The organism is Marinobacter sp. PE14, from assembly GCF_053566155.1.
On the sequence record NZ_JBQXNY010000002.1, the window covers coordinates 783,153 to 797,579 of the forward strand.

Here is a 14,427-nt window from a genome sequence, read left to right on the forward strand (position 1 = left end):
AAAGCATGTCAGCGGTTAAAGCACCTTCCTGTGCCCCTTCAAAGACATTCTGGCTGGAACTGACGGGCCAGCAATCACTGGCCGGTCATGAATACGTTCTGAGCGAAATCGCAGACGACGGCAATGAGGTTGTTTCACCCATTGAGGTCTGCGAGAAACACACCGGCCGCAAGGGGCCTATTCTCTCGGGACATGTTGAACAACCGAAAAAACGCTCGCTGGTTCTGCAGCTAAAAGGGGACGAAACAATAAACGTCCCCGTTATCCGCGAAGAGTTCATCGGACAATGCGTCCTAAAAGCCCCCCAGCGCCAGTACCAGGATAATCTCATGGTGTCGGTTCATCCGACCCTTTTCTGCGATGCGGGAGAATTGACGCATCCGCGACCCATGAGCGGCTATGAGGAGGCCATCGGCGCACCGCTGCGAACCGGCTGGATCTACGTATTTTTCAGGGGACGCCTCTGGCGGGAACTGTCAGTTTTGACAAGTGAGGATGCGGCACCTGTTCTGCGAGATACCCCTGTTGCACAAGCCCGCACAGCCTCTTTCGAAGCGGCCAATGATCGCAAAGCAATTGGCCCCGAGTTAAACGCTATCCACGTCCCTGCTCGCCTGAATGGTACGGATGTCTATAGCGATGTTTATCTCGCGTTCAGCGAAACGCAGTGGTCGTGGGAATACATCAGCGCGCTTGAGCAGGATAGCGGCCTCATAACAACGCGCTGCCGATCCGCCAGAGCGATCCGAGCCTTCCTTGAGGAGCAGCCGAGCCTGGATGGTGACTGGAAACGCCTTGACGAAATGCCGGCCATGCGAGCCCGGGACAGCGTGATAGAAAGCGATGTCACCTTCCCGGGGCAATGGCTACACAACGTCGATGGCGCAAAGTCGCAGCAGGCGCAAGACGCGCTTATTGCGCAGCGTGATGCCATCGAAGCGGATGAGCATGTCGTTGATGCTGACTACTTCGTTGAAACGCCGTCGCTCTACCCGCGCTGGCGCCAACTTCATTTGCAAGACGAGCCATTGCCGCTAATTCAAGCTGGTACCGATGTTTTCGGCACGCTTCGGGGCCGGCATCTGGTTACATTGCACCTGAGAGATTCGCTGCAGGCTGCCCGCCATCTGGCCCAGCAAATGAACGCTGCATTGGCGCTCATGCTGGCGCTGGTGGATAACGTAAAGAAACGCCCGTTTGGTGTCACTGCGGAGTTGTTTCATAACAACTTCCGCCGAGAAACCCTCCCCGATGGTTCAGCCAATCCTCTCTACATCGATGGGGGCTGGTTTGATAACCGAATCGACGACAGTGAAGACGGTCGACTCCAGCGCACACTCTATGACGTGGAAAGAGCGGCTCTACGGGGCTTTCTCACAGAAGCTCAAGCGGCACTCGTGCGCTTGCTTAACGACGAGCGTCCACAAAACCTGACAGCCACGTTGCGGGATCTGTTTGCGCTGGAATCGGGCAATGCGGCTGCAGGTTATGTCCAGACCGGGCCGTTGCTGCAGGTGCTCTCATTGCCAGCGCACCGCGCCGACCCACTGGCACTTCCGCAGGACTCTGGCGCAAACGGTAATGACGAAGCTGCCGCAACGGCATTGAAGATTGCCACTGGCGAGCATCCTCTGGGTGTCATGCTATTGCCGTTCCAAAGCCGTTCGGGCGAATGCCAGGTTGGAGACGCTACCCTGCTCAATCTGAAATCGCTGGTCGAAGCACTGGAGGACCCCAACCAGGAAATGCGAGTGCTGGAGCCTAATGTCTTACGCAGCATGGCAGATCACCAGCAGCAAACCAGGGGGCCAGATGGCGAGGCGATAGCGGGATTCGTTGGTCGAGGGGCTTCGGCTTTCTCCAGTGTTGCCGGTGAAATTTCCCAGTGGTGGCTCACTCAAGTTCAAGCTGAACTGACACTGCGGGGGGCAGCATTCACGGCTGACATCAATCGAATCAAGAGTGCCTTTGAAGGATTTGCCGAAGCTGCCATCCCCGGCAGAACCACCTTGCACCTGGAAGGTGCGGACGAAGGGCGTGCCTACATTGTTCTGGAGGTTCTGGACGAACAGGGCAATACGCTGACCTCCGGGGCTGCTGTGGGTGCGGCATTAAAAGTGAGTGATGTCGATGCGTTTGACGGCTTAGTAAAGCACCAGCCGGTTAAGCGGTTTATGCATCAGGTGACGGCGCATCCGGGTGGGTTGCCGGGTGTGTTGGTGGTTTTTGATCTTTGGAATTTGGTTGTTTCTGTGGAGCGCCGCAGAGAATCAGTCAATGGCATGTTAAAGATTGGCAGCGCGTTAGCAGATCTGGCCATAAGTTCAGCGCAGCTTGCTGCGCTGCTAACCACACAGCCGCCATGGCTAGCTTCTTCAATTACTTTTTGGAAGCGAGAAGCTAAATGGTTCGCCCGACTTGCGCAGGGTTTTAACTCGCAAGACCAATTTGCTCGAACTGTTGTTAGAAACCAATTGCAAGCCGCTGGTTGGGTTACAGGTATGTTCACGACGGCCCTGATGGTTGGCGATTCTATAGCCCATTTTTCAAACGGAAGATGGGGAGCTGGCTCTGCCCAACTAATCAAAGCAGGCGGTGTCGCAACCATGGTCAATGCAGATATTATTGCTGCCCGTCTGCTGACTCCAGCGGGTCGCCGAGCGGTCGAGCGCACATCGGTTCAAGCTGCGCAGGCGGCCATCGGACGCCTGATGCCTTCAGTTGCGCGATGGGCGGGAACCGTCGCATCGGGTTATGTTACGGCGCTTGGCTTCGCGATATATGTTGTGGGTGAGATTGCCTACTACCGGATGAGGGACGATGCCGTCAGCGAATGGCTGCGTGCGGGGCCATTTTCTGGCATTTCTGCCCAGCAGATCAATGGGATGGCCTCGGAATCCGATACTTACATTGCTCTGGTAAAAGCGATGACGCCGGTATCGCTCAAGCGGATTCCTGAGAGCGATGTTATAGAATGGCTGCAGGCACGAAACTTGACGGCCTGGCAGAACGAAGCAGAGGCCGTTCTGTCATTCGCCAGTCCGGCCCTGGCTATTACCGGCAAGCCCGCCGACATCGAACTGGAGCTATCGTACGAGCAGGAACACTACCGCATACTTGGTCCGAACCCGGCTGGAGGCTGGCGCACTGGAACTATTGCCAGAAAATCGGGCACCATCCGTCAGGGCATTCAGAACGACTTCGACGAACAGCGTCAGTCAATCAACTTCATGATCGGCAAATCGCAGTTATCAGCCTTTGTGCCGCAATCAGAATACGAGCGTGTGGAAACCCATTACCGGGTGAAAAGCCTTTCGCTTTCCTTTTCGGTTGACGTGTGGCAGCGAGATGCGCAGGAATATCAGAGTCAGGCAGTGACTCACAGGATGGAGGATCTGGACGTTGAGTGGCAGGGATAATCAATCAGGATCGACGACTGAGTATCGTGAAACAGCTTTTCGATCTGACTCCATTCCAAAGCAAAGATCTCTGGAAAATCCGGGTGGATTTGCAAAGGCTCTGGAAGGCGGGGACCTGATCGAACGTTTGGTTTGGGCGAATTACGCGGGTTTGGACATTCATTTCAGACCGAATTCTGTTGAGACTTACCAGAACCGCGCCTCTGGACGCGATAAAAGAGAGTTAGCGGGGCCTGCGTGGACTCATCGGCAAAAGCCTACGGAGTTTATTAAAACTCGCTGGCAATTATTGCTGATGCTCGCCGGAGCCTTTGCAGATTATTCAATTTTCGTCTTTTTTTTCGTATGTAATTTTCTTGCAGCACTAATTGTTGGGGTTTTAGATGGTTGGACTGCATTCACGCCATTTTTTGAAATAGCTGCCTGGATGATTGGCCTCCACCTCTTCTTCCGCTACCCCTTCACCTGGTTCCTTGAACGCAACCCCGACTTCATCGTCAAAGACCTGGGCTGCGGCTTCTTGCGTCCCACTGGCATGGTCAAATTCCGCACTTGGCGGGAGGAAACCTTTGAGGCGCCGTTTATTGAGTTCGACCCCTACATTTCCTACCACGTCCAACCCAAAGGCCCGGTCAGTTATAAGTTACAGCTTCGCCACCGCTACAGTGGCTGGCAGACGGCGGTTGCCGAGGTACACAGCACGCAGAAAGTGGAACTCTACGCCCACTGGGACGAACTCCAGCGCTATATGGACGTCAGCCAGCCCCTGCCGGACATCCCGGCCCTGGAACCCTACCGCCACCTAGATCCCACCACTGCCGAGTATGACGCGGCGGGCAAACGCCAACGCCCTGCCGATTACTGGGCCACACTGGATCTGGAGTGGTGGGAGAAAGAGGGCTATCCCGCCCACATGGAAAAAATCCGGAATTTCCCATGGCACACGCTGGAAGACCAGATGCAATACAGCGTGCCGAATCTGAACAAGGCGGCGATGGCGTAGGCCTCAATGATCTGGCTGATAGGCAAAGGTGCAGGTTGCGCTGGGCGGCGGCCTTCCTTTCGGACAGGACAGTTGGATCAGAGCTCCCCCAATCTTCAGTTGAACCAGCAGGTGGGCTTACCTGCTCCTCCCTGAGGTGCTAGCCTTTCCAACGACGTAGAAGGCATATCCTCGCAGGTGAGCCAAGGAGTTAACGAAGTGAAAAGGAGTTCTTTGTGAAAGCATTTCTGGTTCTGATCTCTCTCTGTCTTATCCCCCTCTCCGCAAACGCCGGCGTCTACAAATGGGTCGATGCCAACGGTCAGACCCATTTCGGAGACCGTCCACCGGCCCAGGCGGCATCAAGTGAAGTTACGGTGAAGGCCGCCCCGGCCAGCGTGGATGCGGGAGCCCGGGAGCGACATCAGAAGATGACCGAGTTTCTGGAGCAGCAGCAGGAAGAGCGTGAGACGCGGCAGGCTGCCAATGCCAAAGCCGAGGAGAAGGCGGAGAAGCAAGCCGAGCTGTGCAGAAAGCTTCGGGCGCGCCTCAAGTTTCTTGCCAGCGTTTCGACCTTCTACAACATCAACGATCAGGGCGAGCGGGTCTATGTGAATGAGGCCGAAAATACCCGTATTCGTGAGGATTTCCGGGAAAAGGTGAGGAACACCTGCGGAAACGACTAATACGCTATTGATGACCAGGGGCGGAAAGGAAAGTCTGGCCTCTGCAGGAAAAAGCAACTGAGAGCAAAGGAATTGCCATGTCTTTTCGATTGTTCAGCGCCGTGCTGCCGGTGCTGATTTCCCTCCTGTTTTCCCCCGTGGCGGCAGCGAAACCGCCCGAGCTGACACTCGCCAACGTGTATCAAAAGGGCATGCCGTTGGACGGCTACTGGGTCAGTGAAAAGCTCGACGGGGTGCGAGCATACTGGACCGGCGAGCGATTTCTTTCCCGTGGCGGTCATGAGTATCGGGCACCCGGTTGGTTCACCAGAGGGTTTCCGGCACTTCCCCTGGACGGTGAGCTCTGGATGGGGCGGGGCCGTTTTGCGGAATTGTCAGGGGCGGTTCGTCAGGTGGTGCCCGATGACGACGATTGGCGGCGGATTCGGTTCATGGTGTTTGATTTTCCCGATAAAGAGGCAATCTTCGATCAACGGTTGGCCCGGCTACGTGTATTAATCCAAGAGGTTGAATCACCCTACATGGCGCTTGTCGATCAGCAACGGGCGAGCACCCATGAGAAACTGATGCAGCGTCTGGATAAGATGGTCGACGGCGGCGCAGAGGGTTTGATGTTGAAGCTGGGGTCCAGTCATTACCGAAGTGGGCGCTCCGATGATCTACTGAAAGTAAAACAGTATCAGGATGCCGAAGCGGTGGTTGTTCATCATCTACCGGGAAAGGGCAAATACGAGGGGCTGATGGGGTCACTGCTGGTGGAGTTGGACGATGGCAGGCGATTCCGGATTGGTTCGGGGTTCAGCGATTCCGAGCGAGCGTCACCTCCCAAACCCGGGACCACGATCACATTCAAGTACTATGGCCGCACAGCCACGGGTCTGCCTCGCTTTGCCAGCTTTCTCCGTATCCGGAACGATGAACCTGCGCGGTAATTGAGCGCATAGGCTCACTGGCGCTTGACGGGGGTCAAGACTGACAAGCGCAGCTAGCCATACACTGGAATGATTCAAATACATCTCATCCCCCACAGTCATGGAGACTGCGCGAATGTCCCTAGAAAAACACGATCTGATTCACGAACTGCCGGAATCCAAAGAAGCCATTCATCTTTTGAAAACCAACAGCAATCACTTCGCCAAGCTGTTTGATGAATACCATGAAGCGGACCATGAAGTTCATCGGATTGAAACCGGCGCTGAAAACACCTCCGATGAGTACCTCGAAACCCTCAAGAAGAAACGGCTCAACCTGAAAGACCAGCTGTTTGCGATGATTCGCGAGTATGAGGCATCGGCGGCGAGCTGAAAGCAGCCTGCCAGATAACCCTGCAGCGGCCGTCAATTGGCCGTAATCCTCCTTGGGGAGACTGTTGATAAGGTATCATTGGTCTCACAAGGAGGAGATTATGGCGTTACGGATCAGTTCGGGGCTGGTGCTGTGCTCGGTGCTTTCCCTGGCGCAAGCGGCCACCGTTGAAGAGTACTCCCTGCAATCAATGGCTTCGACGCCTGAACAGCCGGAGCCCTCGGTCCACCTGGGACCACGGCCTTTCTGGCTGGTTGGTGAAATGGACGACAGTCCGCTCAAAGAGCGTCTGCAAGCCTGCAATACCGACACTGTCGAGAAAACGGATTTCTCCATCGGCCATCGTGGCGCGCCCCTGCAGTTTCCCGAACATACCCGTGAATCCTACATTGCGGCAGCGCGCATGGGTGCGGGTATTCTGGAATGTGATGTCGCCTTTACCAGGGATCGGGAACTGGTTTGCCGACATGCCCAGGACGACCTTCATACCACCACCAATATCGTTGCCGTCCCTGCATTGAACGCCAAGTGTACCCAGCCTTTTGTGCCCGCCGATCCTGCCACGGGCACGCCGGCACAGGCCGAGTGTCGCACCAGTGATATTACCCTGGCCGAGTTCAAATCATTGGAAGGCAAGATGGATGCCCACAACCCCATGGCAACCACACCGGAGGAGTATCTGGCTGGCACCGCAGACTGGCGCACCGATCTCTACGCCAGTCGGGGCACCTTGATGACCCACCGGGAGAGCATCGAGTTGTTCAAGGCTCTGGGCGTGAAGTTCACTCCCGAACTGAAGTCGCCGGTGGTTGCTATGCCCTTTGAGGGGGATTACAGCCAGCAAGACTATGCCCGCCAGATGATCCAGGATTACATCGATGCCGGTGTGCAGCCGGAAGACGTCTGGCCCCAGTCCTTCAATTTGAAGGACGTTCTTTTCTGGGTAGACGAGATGCCGGAATTTGGTCGGCAAGCAGTCTTCCTCGACCAGTCTGAGTCTACCCTTGTGAACGCGTCCGCAACCTATATGGCTTACCTTAAACGCAGGGGTGTGAACATTCTGGCGCCGGCGCTCTGGAAGCTGCTGACTCTGGACAGCCAGGGGCAGATCGTTCCGTCCCGGTACGCGGAGAATGCGCGCGAAGCTGGTCTGGACCTGATTGCATGGACAGTCGAGCGCAGCGGCCCGCTGGAAAATGGCGGAGGCTGGTACTACCAGACGGTGACCGATGCCATTAACAACGACGGCGACGTGCTTGCCGTGATCGATGTTCTGGCCCGTGAAGTAGGGGTAATCGGTATCTTCTCGGACTGGCCGGCAACCACAACGTTTTATGCCAATTGCATGGGGCTGGCTAAGCGCTGAGGTGAAAAAGGCGCAGCGCGAGGCTGCGCCTTTCTCTTTTACTGAACGTTTTCCTGCTCGCCAAACTGGCCGGCGAATAACGCGGTGGAAAGATAACGCTCAGCGGTATCCGGTAGCACCACCACAATGTTCTTGCCCTGGTATTCCGGCTGCTTGCTGATGCGTACCGCAGCCACCACGGCTGCACCGCAGGAAATACCGCAGAGAATGCCCTCTTCCTGCATCAACCGATGGGCCATGTCCATGGCCTCTTCGTTGGTGACCGTCTCCACCTGATCGACCATTTCCAGATCCAGATTCTTGGGCACGAAGCCTGCACCGATGCCCTGGATCTTGTGTGGCGCCGGCTTGATGTCTTCGCCGTTCATCATCTGTGTGATCACCGGGGAGTCGGTGGGTTCGACGGCAATGGTGGCGATCTGTTTGCCCTTGGTGCCTTTGATGTAGCGCGAAACGCCGGTCAGTGTGCCACCGGTGCCCACGCCCGCCACGAAGATGTCGATTTCACCGTCGGTGTCGTCCCAGATTTCCGGGCCGGTGGTGTCCTCGTGGATTCGTGGGTTGGCCGGGTTCTGGAACTGTTGTGGCAGGAAATAGTTATCCGGGTCTGACGAGAAGATCTCTTCGGCCTTGGCGATTGCACCCGGCATGCCTTTGGCAGGTTCGGTCAGCACCAGTTCGGCTCCCAGTGCCTTCAATACCTTGCGACGCTCAAGACTCATGGAGGCGGGCATGGTCAGAATCAGTTTGTAGCCCCGGGCGGCTGCCACGTAGGCCAGGGCGATCCCGGTATTGCCGCTGGTGGGTTCCACAATGGTCATGCCCGCCTTCAGGGTGCCGCGCTTCTCGGCGTCCCAGATCATGGCAGAGCCGATCCGGCATTTAACGGAATAGGCCGGGTTTCGGCCCTCAATCTTGGCCCAGATCGTGGCGCCGTCGTTCACGCGGTTCAGTCTGACCAGCGGGGTGTTGCCGATGGACAGGGAATTGTCCTCGTAGATGCGAGCCATGGCGTTCTCCTTGTTACGTTGTTTTTATTCAGTCTAGCACCACTCAGGAACCCACTGAACGCGCTTCCAGCCGGTTGCGACCATTCTGCTTGGCCTGGTAGAGCGCCTGGTCTGCCTGTCTGAGAAATTCTGCTGGTGAGTCGTCGGGGCCTGGTATGCCTGTAGCGAGGCCAATGCTGATAGTGAGGTGAACGTCGTGTTCTCCGCATACCGAGCAGCTTTTTTCGACGTGTTTGCGGAAGGATTCCAGGCGGTTACGAATTTCGCTGTTGTCCTCATAGCTGGCGGAAATGACGAACTCTTCGCCACCGAAGCGCGAGAGTCGGTCGGTTTCCCGCCGGAAATGTTTGCGCATAAGCTCTGCCAGTGTTTGCAGACAGATGTCGCCCGCTTCATGGCCGTAGCTGTCATTGATCCTTTTGAAGTGATCGGCGTCCACCATGGCCACTGCGAAGCCAGAATGGTGGCGCTGGCACCACTGGAAACTCTTGCGGAACTCCTGATCGAAGTAGCTCCGGTTGCCCAGCTTGGTGAGATCGTCTGTCACGCTCAGCTTAGCCAGGGTTTCGTTGGCGTCGGTCAGATCGCGGTTAAGACGATTGAGTTTCCGGTTCCAGTAGACCAGAAGCGCGGTGATCAATATGGCCGCAATCGCCAGTTCCCAGATCAGCGTGTAATCCACGGATTGCTTCAGTCGTATGTTGCGCCACTGCCTTTCGAGGTCTTTGCGTTCCTGGGTGGTAAGGCTGGATACCAGTTTCTGCATGATACCCAGAACAACAGGCTCGTCTTTACTGACTGCAATAGAAAGCGACCAGTCTGCCGGGATCCGCCCGATGACCTTCAAATCGGCGAGGCCGAGTTCCTGCATATAGTAACTGGCGGTTGCCAGAGTGGTGATGTAGCCATCCAGTTCGTTGTTCTGCAGTTGCCTCAGGCCAGATTGCTCATTCGGAACTTCGACCAGGTCTAGGGAGGGATAGCGGCTTTGAAGCAGCTCTGCGAACGCATAGTCCTCGACAACGCCGATTTTCTGGCCACGAAGATCGCCCACGCGCTCTATGAAGGGAGCTTCAATCCGGCCCAGAACCACCGTGGGCACTTCGAGGTAGGGCTCAGTAAAGTTCAGGTATTCCGACCGCTCCGGCGTTTTCATCGCCATGGTGAAAATCTCGCATTTGCCCTGTTTGATTGAGGCAATGGATTGTGTCCAGCTGTCCGTGGCAACCAGTTCGAAGTTCACGGGCGATCGTTTGGAGAATAGTAGGGCAACCTCCGCCGATAATCCGGCATGCCTGCCTTCTTCATCCAGGCCTTCCAATGGGAACCAGTCCGGGTCAATACAGTAGTTAAGTTGGTTGTCGCGGGCTTCCAGCCAGGCGAGTTCAGCCGCATTCAGAGTCACCTCGCCGGTTTCCGGGATGTCCATATCAACACTGGCACCAAGCCAGCGGATCTCGATGGTGTGCATTTCTTCTGTTGTAATTGCTGCCAACGCATCGTCGAGTATGCCTACCAGTGGCGAAAGCCCCGGTCTCACACCGAACCGCAGATCTTCTCCAGCCTGTTCCTCCAGCACGAGCTCTCCGGCGATCCTGACACCCGGGATGCCCAACTCTCGAATCCAGAAGTTGCCATTGGGCAGGGCAGCCAGAACAACATCCACCTCGTCCCTGGACAGTGCCTGGAACATGGCGTCCTGGGTGGTGAATATTCGTGCATTGTCGCCCAGAACCTCCCTGACAGGTTCTTCATAGTAAATGCCTGAACCCAGGGCAACGCGCTGATCCTTGAGATCGGCCAGGGTTTCGGTTCGTAGCGTTGGGTCCCGGGTAAAAGCAACGTTCGGGATGGTGTGATAGGGCTTGGTGAAACGAGTGAAAGCCTGCCGCTCTGGTCTGAAAGACATGTTGGCCAGGACATCGATTTCGCCGTCCCTGAATAATGGCAACAGTTCTATCCACTGACCCTCAACCGGTATCACCTGTAATCCCGTCAGGTCCGATATCCGATTGAGGACATCGACGCTCAAACCGTGAATTCGCGTCCCGCTTTCGAAACTGTAGGGTGCGTAATCCCTCATCAGGCCAACGCGAACAGGGCCGGTTTCAGCAATAAATTGGCGCTGTTCTGGCGAAAGGGCAAAACGGGTGCGGTTCCCGAGGCTGTCCCCGCCAAGATCCTGCCAACGCTGAAGCAGTTCGCTGATACGATTTTCGGGGATTTTTTCCAGGCCAGAGGCGATCTTCTGGTACAGGTCTTTGTTGGTCTTGAGCACGCCAATGCGAAAATCCTCGGTAGCCAGATCCCCGAGCGGCGCTGCGCCGGCAATTTCGAGAAAACCGAATCCGGCCTGGTTGGCATAGTATTGAAGCGTAAGCCTGGGGCCGACAACGACATCAACCCAGCCGAAGGCGAGGGCCCGAATGAGGCTGTGAACGGAATCATAGCTTGTGAGGGAGATATCTTCTGCCTGCAGGGAGTCGCGGTAGTACACGTCGCGCACAATCCCTACCCGAAGTCCCTTTAGATCCGAAACGGTGCTGATGTCCCCCAGTGGTCTCTGGGTGTTGTGCATCAGATAGGTCTGTCGGAGGTGGTAGGGCTCGGTAAACAGGATGTTTTCTGCGCGCTCGGCACTGAACGAGATGCCGTCAATAACATCCAGCTCGCCCCGCAAAAACGCATCATAGATCTCTGGCCAGCTACCAGCGCGAAAACGAAAGGTCAGATCGGCCTTTCGGGCGACCTCACGAAGCACATCCACAGAAAAACCGGAGGCACCGGGACCATCGTCGAACGAGTAGGGTTTATTGTCACCGACGATGCCGACAGTCACGGTGTCTTCCGCCTGTTCGGACATCGCCAGTGGGGATGCGAGCATAAGGCAAAGGGCCCAGAGGACTGTCGCGGCCACGCTCCGGTATCGGGTTTCTTTGTGAGTAGCGCGAGTCTTCATCGGCGGGCCGGCGATCCTTTACAGCTTCGACTTTAGTGTAGCCTTAACCGACGCGATTTCACATTATTCAGGCGGTGACTGAGCGGCCCGTGTAATCGGAGAAGTCGGGCTTTTTCGGATGATGCTGGTCGTCGGTCATGTAGGCCGAGGTCAGGATGAATTCCGCGGTTGCGCGGTTACAGGCCACGGGTATGTTCCAGAGTGCGGCAATGCGCAGCAGTGCCTTGATATCCGGGTCATGGGGTTGAGGTTCCAGAGGGTCCCAGAAGAACACCAGCAGGTCGATTTCGCCCTCGGCGATCTTGGCGCCGATTTGCTGGTCGCCGCCCAGCGGACCGCTGAGCAGGCACTGGATATCGTCCCGCTCCAGGTTGTCCCGGAGTAGCCGGCCGGTGGTGCCGGTGGCGTAGAGTTTCAGTGGGGCGAATCGGGTGCGGTTTTCGGCAACCCAGTCCACCAGTTCCTTTTTCTTGTTGTCGTGTGCCACCAGAGCGACGGATTTTACGGCCATTTGGGGTAAAGTCTCCTGTTATCACGGTTTTTACAGGGTCAGTGTTTCACAGGCTGGCCCGGTTCGGAATAGGAAAGAGGTTTATGTCCGCGACTGCATCTTTTGACTGGCAATCCACACCGGCGGCTGTCTGGCGCCGTCATCGCTCGGGGCTGCGCGCCATCCGTCGGCTCGATCCGGTGCAATGGCAGGATCTGAAGGGAATCGACCGGCAGCAGCAGGCGCTGGCCCGAAATACCGAGCGCTTTCTGGTCGGTGAGCCTTCCAACAACGCATTGCTCTGGGGCTCCCGGGGTACGGGCAAGTCGTCGCTGATCAAGGCGCTGTTGAACCGCTATCAGGAGCGCGGACTGCGGATGATCGAGGTGGACAAGGATGATCTGGTCAACCTGCCAGAAATTGTCGATGAGATCTGCGAGCTGCCGTTCCGGTTTGTGATCTTCTGCGACGACCTGTCGTTTGATGTTGGTGAATCCAGCTACAAGGCCCTGAAAAGTGTACTGGAGGGTTCCCTGGAACTGCCGCCAGAGAACGTGCGGGTTTATGCCACCTCCAACCGCCGACACCTGATGCCGGAATTCATGTCCGATAACCTCAAGAGCGAGATGCGGGACGGTGAGCTGCACCCGGCCGAAGCCATCGAAGAGCAGGTGTCCCTGGCGGACCGGTTCGGTCTTCAGCTTTCGTTTTATGCGTTTTCGCAGGCCGTGTACCTGCAGGCGGTGGACGCGCTGTTCCCCGACTTTGATGACCGGGAAGGCCTCCATCGGGAGGCGATTCGCTTCGCCACTGCCAAGGGCGTACGCAATGGTCGCACGGCCCAGCAGTTTTACCGGCAGTTTGCCGGCGACCGGGATCTTGGCAGGCTGAAGTAGCTACTGCCGTTTTGCCATCTTGATGAAGTGGTGGTGAACCACCCGAACCCCCAGGAAGACCAGGGCCATCACCACCGGAATGGCGATGCCCAGAACCAGGGTCTTGTTGAAGGCAACACCGGCTTCGTAAACCGAATCCAGCCCGAATTTGAGCAGGCCGATCAGGTAATAGGTGATGGCCACTACCGAGAAGCCTTCCACCGTATGCTGCATCATCAATTGAATTTTGGAACGCCGGTCCATGGAGCTGAGCAGTTGCTGGTTCTGGCTCTGGATTGCCAGCTCCACCCGGGTGCGCATCATATCCGAGGCACGGTCGACCCGGCGGGAAAGGTCTTCCAGCCGTTCGCTCACCGCTTCGCAGGTTTTCACTGCCGGAGTCAGCCGGCGGGTCATGAATTCGGTCAGGGTCAGGTGGCCGGAGAGTTCGTCTTCCCGCAATTCTTCCAGGCGGGTCAGTACCAGCCGGTGATAGGCGCGGGTGGCGGAAAAGCGGAAGGTGGAATGGGCCCGGAAGGCCTCGATCCGGGCCGCAATGTTGGTCAGCTGGGCCAGCAGTTTTTCTTCGTCGACATCTTCGTTTTCAGCCAGTGACCGGGTGATCACGGCCAGTTTTTCATCCATATCGTTCAGCGACGGCGTGATTTCCCGGGCAACGGGGAGCGCCAGCAGTGACATCAGACGGTAGGTTTCAATCTCCATCAACCGCTGGGTCAGTCGGCCCAGCTGGCTGTCCGACATGTGGTGGTTCATCACCATGAATCGGCCAAAGCCGTCACTGTGTAGCCGGAAGGTGCCCCACACCCTGGCGGCACCCTCCTGGGGACTACTCCCGACCAGTCGCATGCCTTCGAAGTGCTTGCGTACATAATCCAGGTCGCCTTCGGTTCCGTCAGCGGCGGGCCGTACTTCCAGGTGGAACGCGGCGATCACTGTGCCGGTCAGCTGTTCCAACCACCCCTCGGGCAACGGAGTAATGCCGGTTTCGGTAAAGGGTGTTTCGTCCCCCGCAGCCAGATTGATAAAGGTGTAGGACGCGAATTCCATGTGCATCTCGCGCCGCACACGCAGTGAGCCAAAGGTATGTTCAAAACAACCCACCTCGTTTTCCGGTACCGGATGCCCCATCAGCCGGTGGAGTTCCTGAAGGTGACGGAATTGCTCCTGCCGTTGCTCAGGTGTTGTCAGCACCGCCATCTGGGTGACCCGTGCCGGTGTTGGTAGCACCTGGAACGGCCGTGAATGCAGCTCGTTGTAGAGCTCGTTCCGAAGCGGGTGAATATCGAGGGAGTCCAGGCGTGCGCTCACGGCGGG

The 14,427-nt window shown here is 56.8% G+C and carries 11 protein-coding genes; 7 read left to right on the plus strand and 4 right to left on the minus strand.

Translation table 11 applies throughout. The annotated features are described in order from the left end of the window. Window positions 1-5 precede the first annotated feature (5 nt). The 6 genes from ACWJ62_RS09395 (at window position 6) to ACWJ62_RS09420 (ending at window position 7,758) form a co-directional block, all read left to right on the plus strand. Window positions 6-3,419 (plus strand): hypothetical protein, encoded by a 3,414-nt coding sequence (locus tag ACWJ62_RS09395; protein ID WP_449285936.1) that lies wholly within the window; start codon window positions 6-8, stop codon window positions 3,417-3,419. After that, window positions 3,403-4,422, plus strand: coding sequence for a hypothetical protein (locus ACWJ62_RS09400; RefSeq protein WP_449285937.1), 1,020 nt, complete (start codon window positions 3,403-3,405; stop codon window positions 4,420-4,422). The genes ACWJ62_RS09395 and ACWJ62_RS09400 overlap by 17 nt, the downstream gene beginning before the upstream one ends. A gap of 215 nt (window positions 4,423-4,637) precedes the next feature. Then, window positions 4,638-5,087, plus strand: a complete 450-nt coding sequence (locus ACWJ62_RS09405) for a DUF4124 domain-containing protein (RefSeq protein WP_449285938.1) — start codon at window positions 4,638-4,640, stop codon at window positions 5,085-5,087. 77 nt (window positions 5,088-5,164) lie between these two features. Beyond that, window positions 5,165-6,019: a DNA ligase gene (locus tag ACWJ62_RS09410; RefSeq protein ID WP_449285939.1), complete on the plus strand. Its 855-nt coding sequence runs from the start codon at window positions 5,165-5,167 to the stop codon at window positions 6,017-6,019. A 115-nt stretch (window positions 6,020-6,134) separates the two neighbouring features. Continuing rightward, window positions 6,135-6,392 carry a YdcH family protein gene (locus tag ACWJ62_RS09415; protein ID WP_449285940.1) on the plus strand — a complete coding sequence of 86 codons (258 nt, stop codon included), beginning with the start codon at window positions 6,135-6,137 and terminating at the stop codon, window positions 6,390-6,392. Between the two features lie 100 nt (window positions 6,393-6,492). Then, window positions 6,493-7,758 (plus strand): glycerophosphodiester phosphodiesterase family protein, encoded by a 1,266-nt coding sequence (locus ACWJ62_RS09420; protein ID WP_449285941.1) that lies wholly within the window; start codon window positions 6,493-6,495, stop codon window positions 7,756-7,758. A 38-nt stretch (window positions 7,759-7,796) separates the two neighbouring features. Here ACWJ62_RS09420 and cysK read toward each other — a convergent pair whose 3' ends face one another. From cysK to ACWJ62_RS09435, 3 genes are all read right to left on the minus strand, one after another. Then, on the minus strand, window positions 7,797-8,768 hold the full coding sequence (gene cysK / locus ACWJ62_RS09425; protein WP_449285942.1) for a cysteine synthase A: 972 nt from the start codon (window positions 8,766-8,768) through the stop codon (window positions 7,797-7,799). Window positions 8,769-8,811: 43 nt separating this feature from the next. Then, window positions 8,812-11,727, minus strand: coding sequence for a transporter substrate-binding domain-containing protein (locus tag ACWJ62_RS09430; protein ID WP_449285943.1), 2,916 nt, complete (start codon window positions 11,725-11,727; stop codon window positions 8,812-8,814). A gap of 67 nt (window positions 11,728-11,794) precedes the next feature. Beyond that, complete coding sequence (locus tag ACWJ62_RS09435) at window positions 11,795-12,238, minus strand: methylglyoxal synthase (protein WP_449285944.1); 444 nt, start codon at window positions 12,236-12,238, stop codon at window positions 11,795-11,797. A gap of 83 nt (window positions 12,239-12,321) precedes the next feature. Here ACWJ62_RS09435 and ACWJ62_RS09440 point away from each other — a divergent pair, with 83 nt between their 5' ends. After that, window positions 12,322-13,113, plus strand: a complete 792-nt coding sequence (locus ACWJ62_RS09440) for an ATP-binding protein (RefSeq protein WP_449285945.1) — start codon at window positions 12,322-12,324, stop codon at window positions 13,111-13,113. Here the strand turns inward: ACWJ62_RS09440 and ACWJ62_RS09445 are convergent, their stop codons facing one another. Further along, a complete protein-coding gene (locus tag ACWJ62_RS09445) occupies window positions 13,114-14,421 on the minus strand; it encodes a DUF3422 family protein (protein ID WP_449285946.1) in 1,308 nt (435 codons plus the stop codon). Between the last annotated feature and the right edge of the window lie 6 nt (window positions 14,422-14,427).

Excerpts from the sequence above, each read along its gene's own strand:
- ACWJ62_RS09395 (WP_449285936.1), top strand. The coding sequence starts at position 6 with ATGTCAGCGGTTAAAGCACCTTCCTGTGCCCCTTCAAAGACATTCTGG.
- ACWJ62_RS09410 (WP_449285939.1), top strand. The coding sequence starts at position 5,165 with ATGTCTTTTCGATTGTTCAGCGCCGTGCTGCCGGTGCTGATTTCCCTC.
- ACWJ62_RS09415 (WP_449285940.1), top strand. The coding sequence starts at position 6,135 with ATGTCCCTAGAAAAACACGATCTGATTCACGAACTGCCGGAATCCAAA.
- ACWJ62_RS09420 (WP_449285941.1), top strand. The coding sequence starts at position 6,493 with ATGGCGTTACGGATCAGTTCGGGGCTGGTGCTGTGCTCGGTGCTTTCC.
- cysK (WP_449285942.1), bottom strand. The coding sequence starts at position 8,768 with ATGGCTCGCATCTACGAGGACAATTCCCTGTCCATCGGCAACACCCCG.
- ACWJ62_RS09430 (WP_449285943.1), bottom strand. The coding sequence starts at position 11,727 with ATGAAGACTCGCGCTACTCACAAAGAAACCCGATACCGGAGCGTGGCC.
- ACWJ62_RS09435 (WP_449285944.1), bottom strand. The coding sequence starts at position 12,238 with ATGGCCGTAAAATCCGTCGCTCTGGTGGCACACGACAACAAGAAAAAG.
- ACWJ62_RS09440 (WP_449285945.1), top strand. The coding sequence starts at position 12,322 with ATGTCCGCGACTGCATCTTTTGACTGGCAATCCACACCGGCGGCTGTC.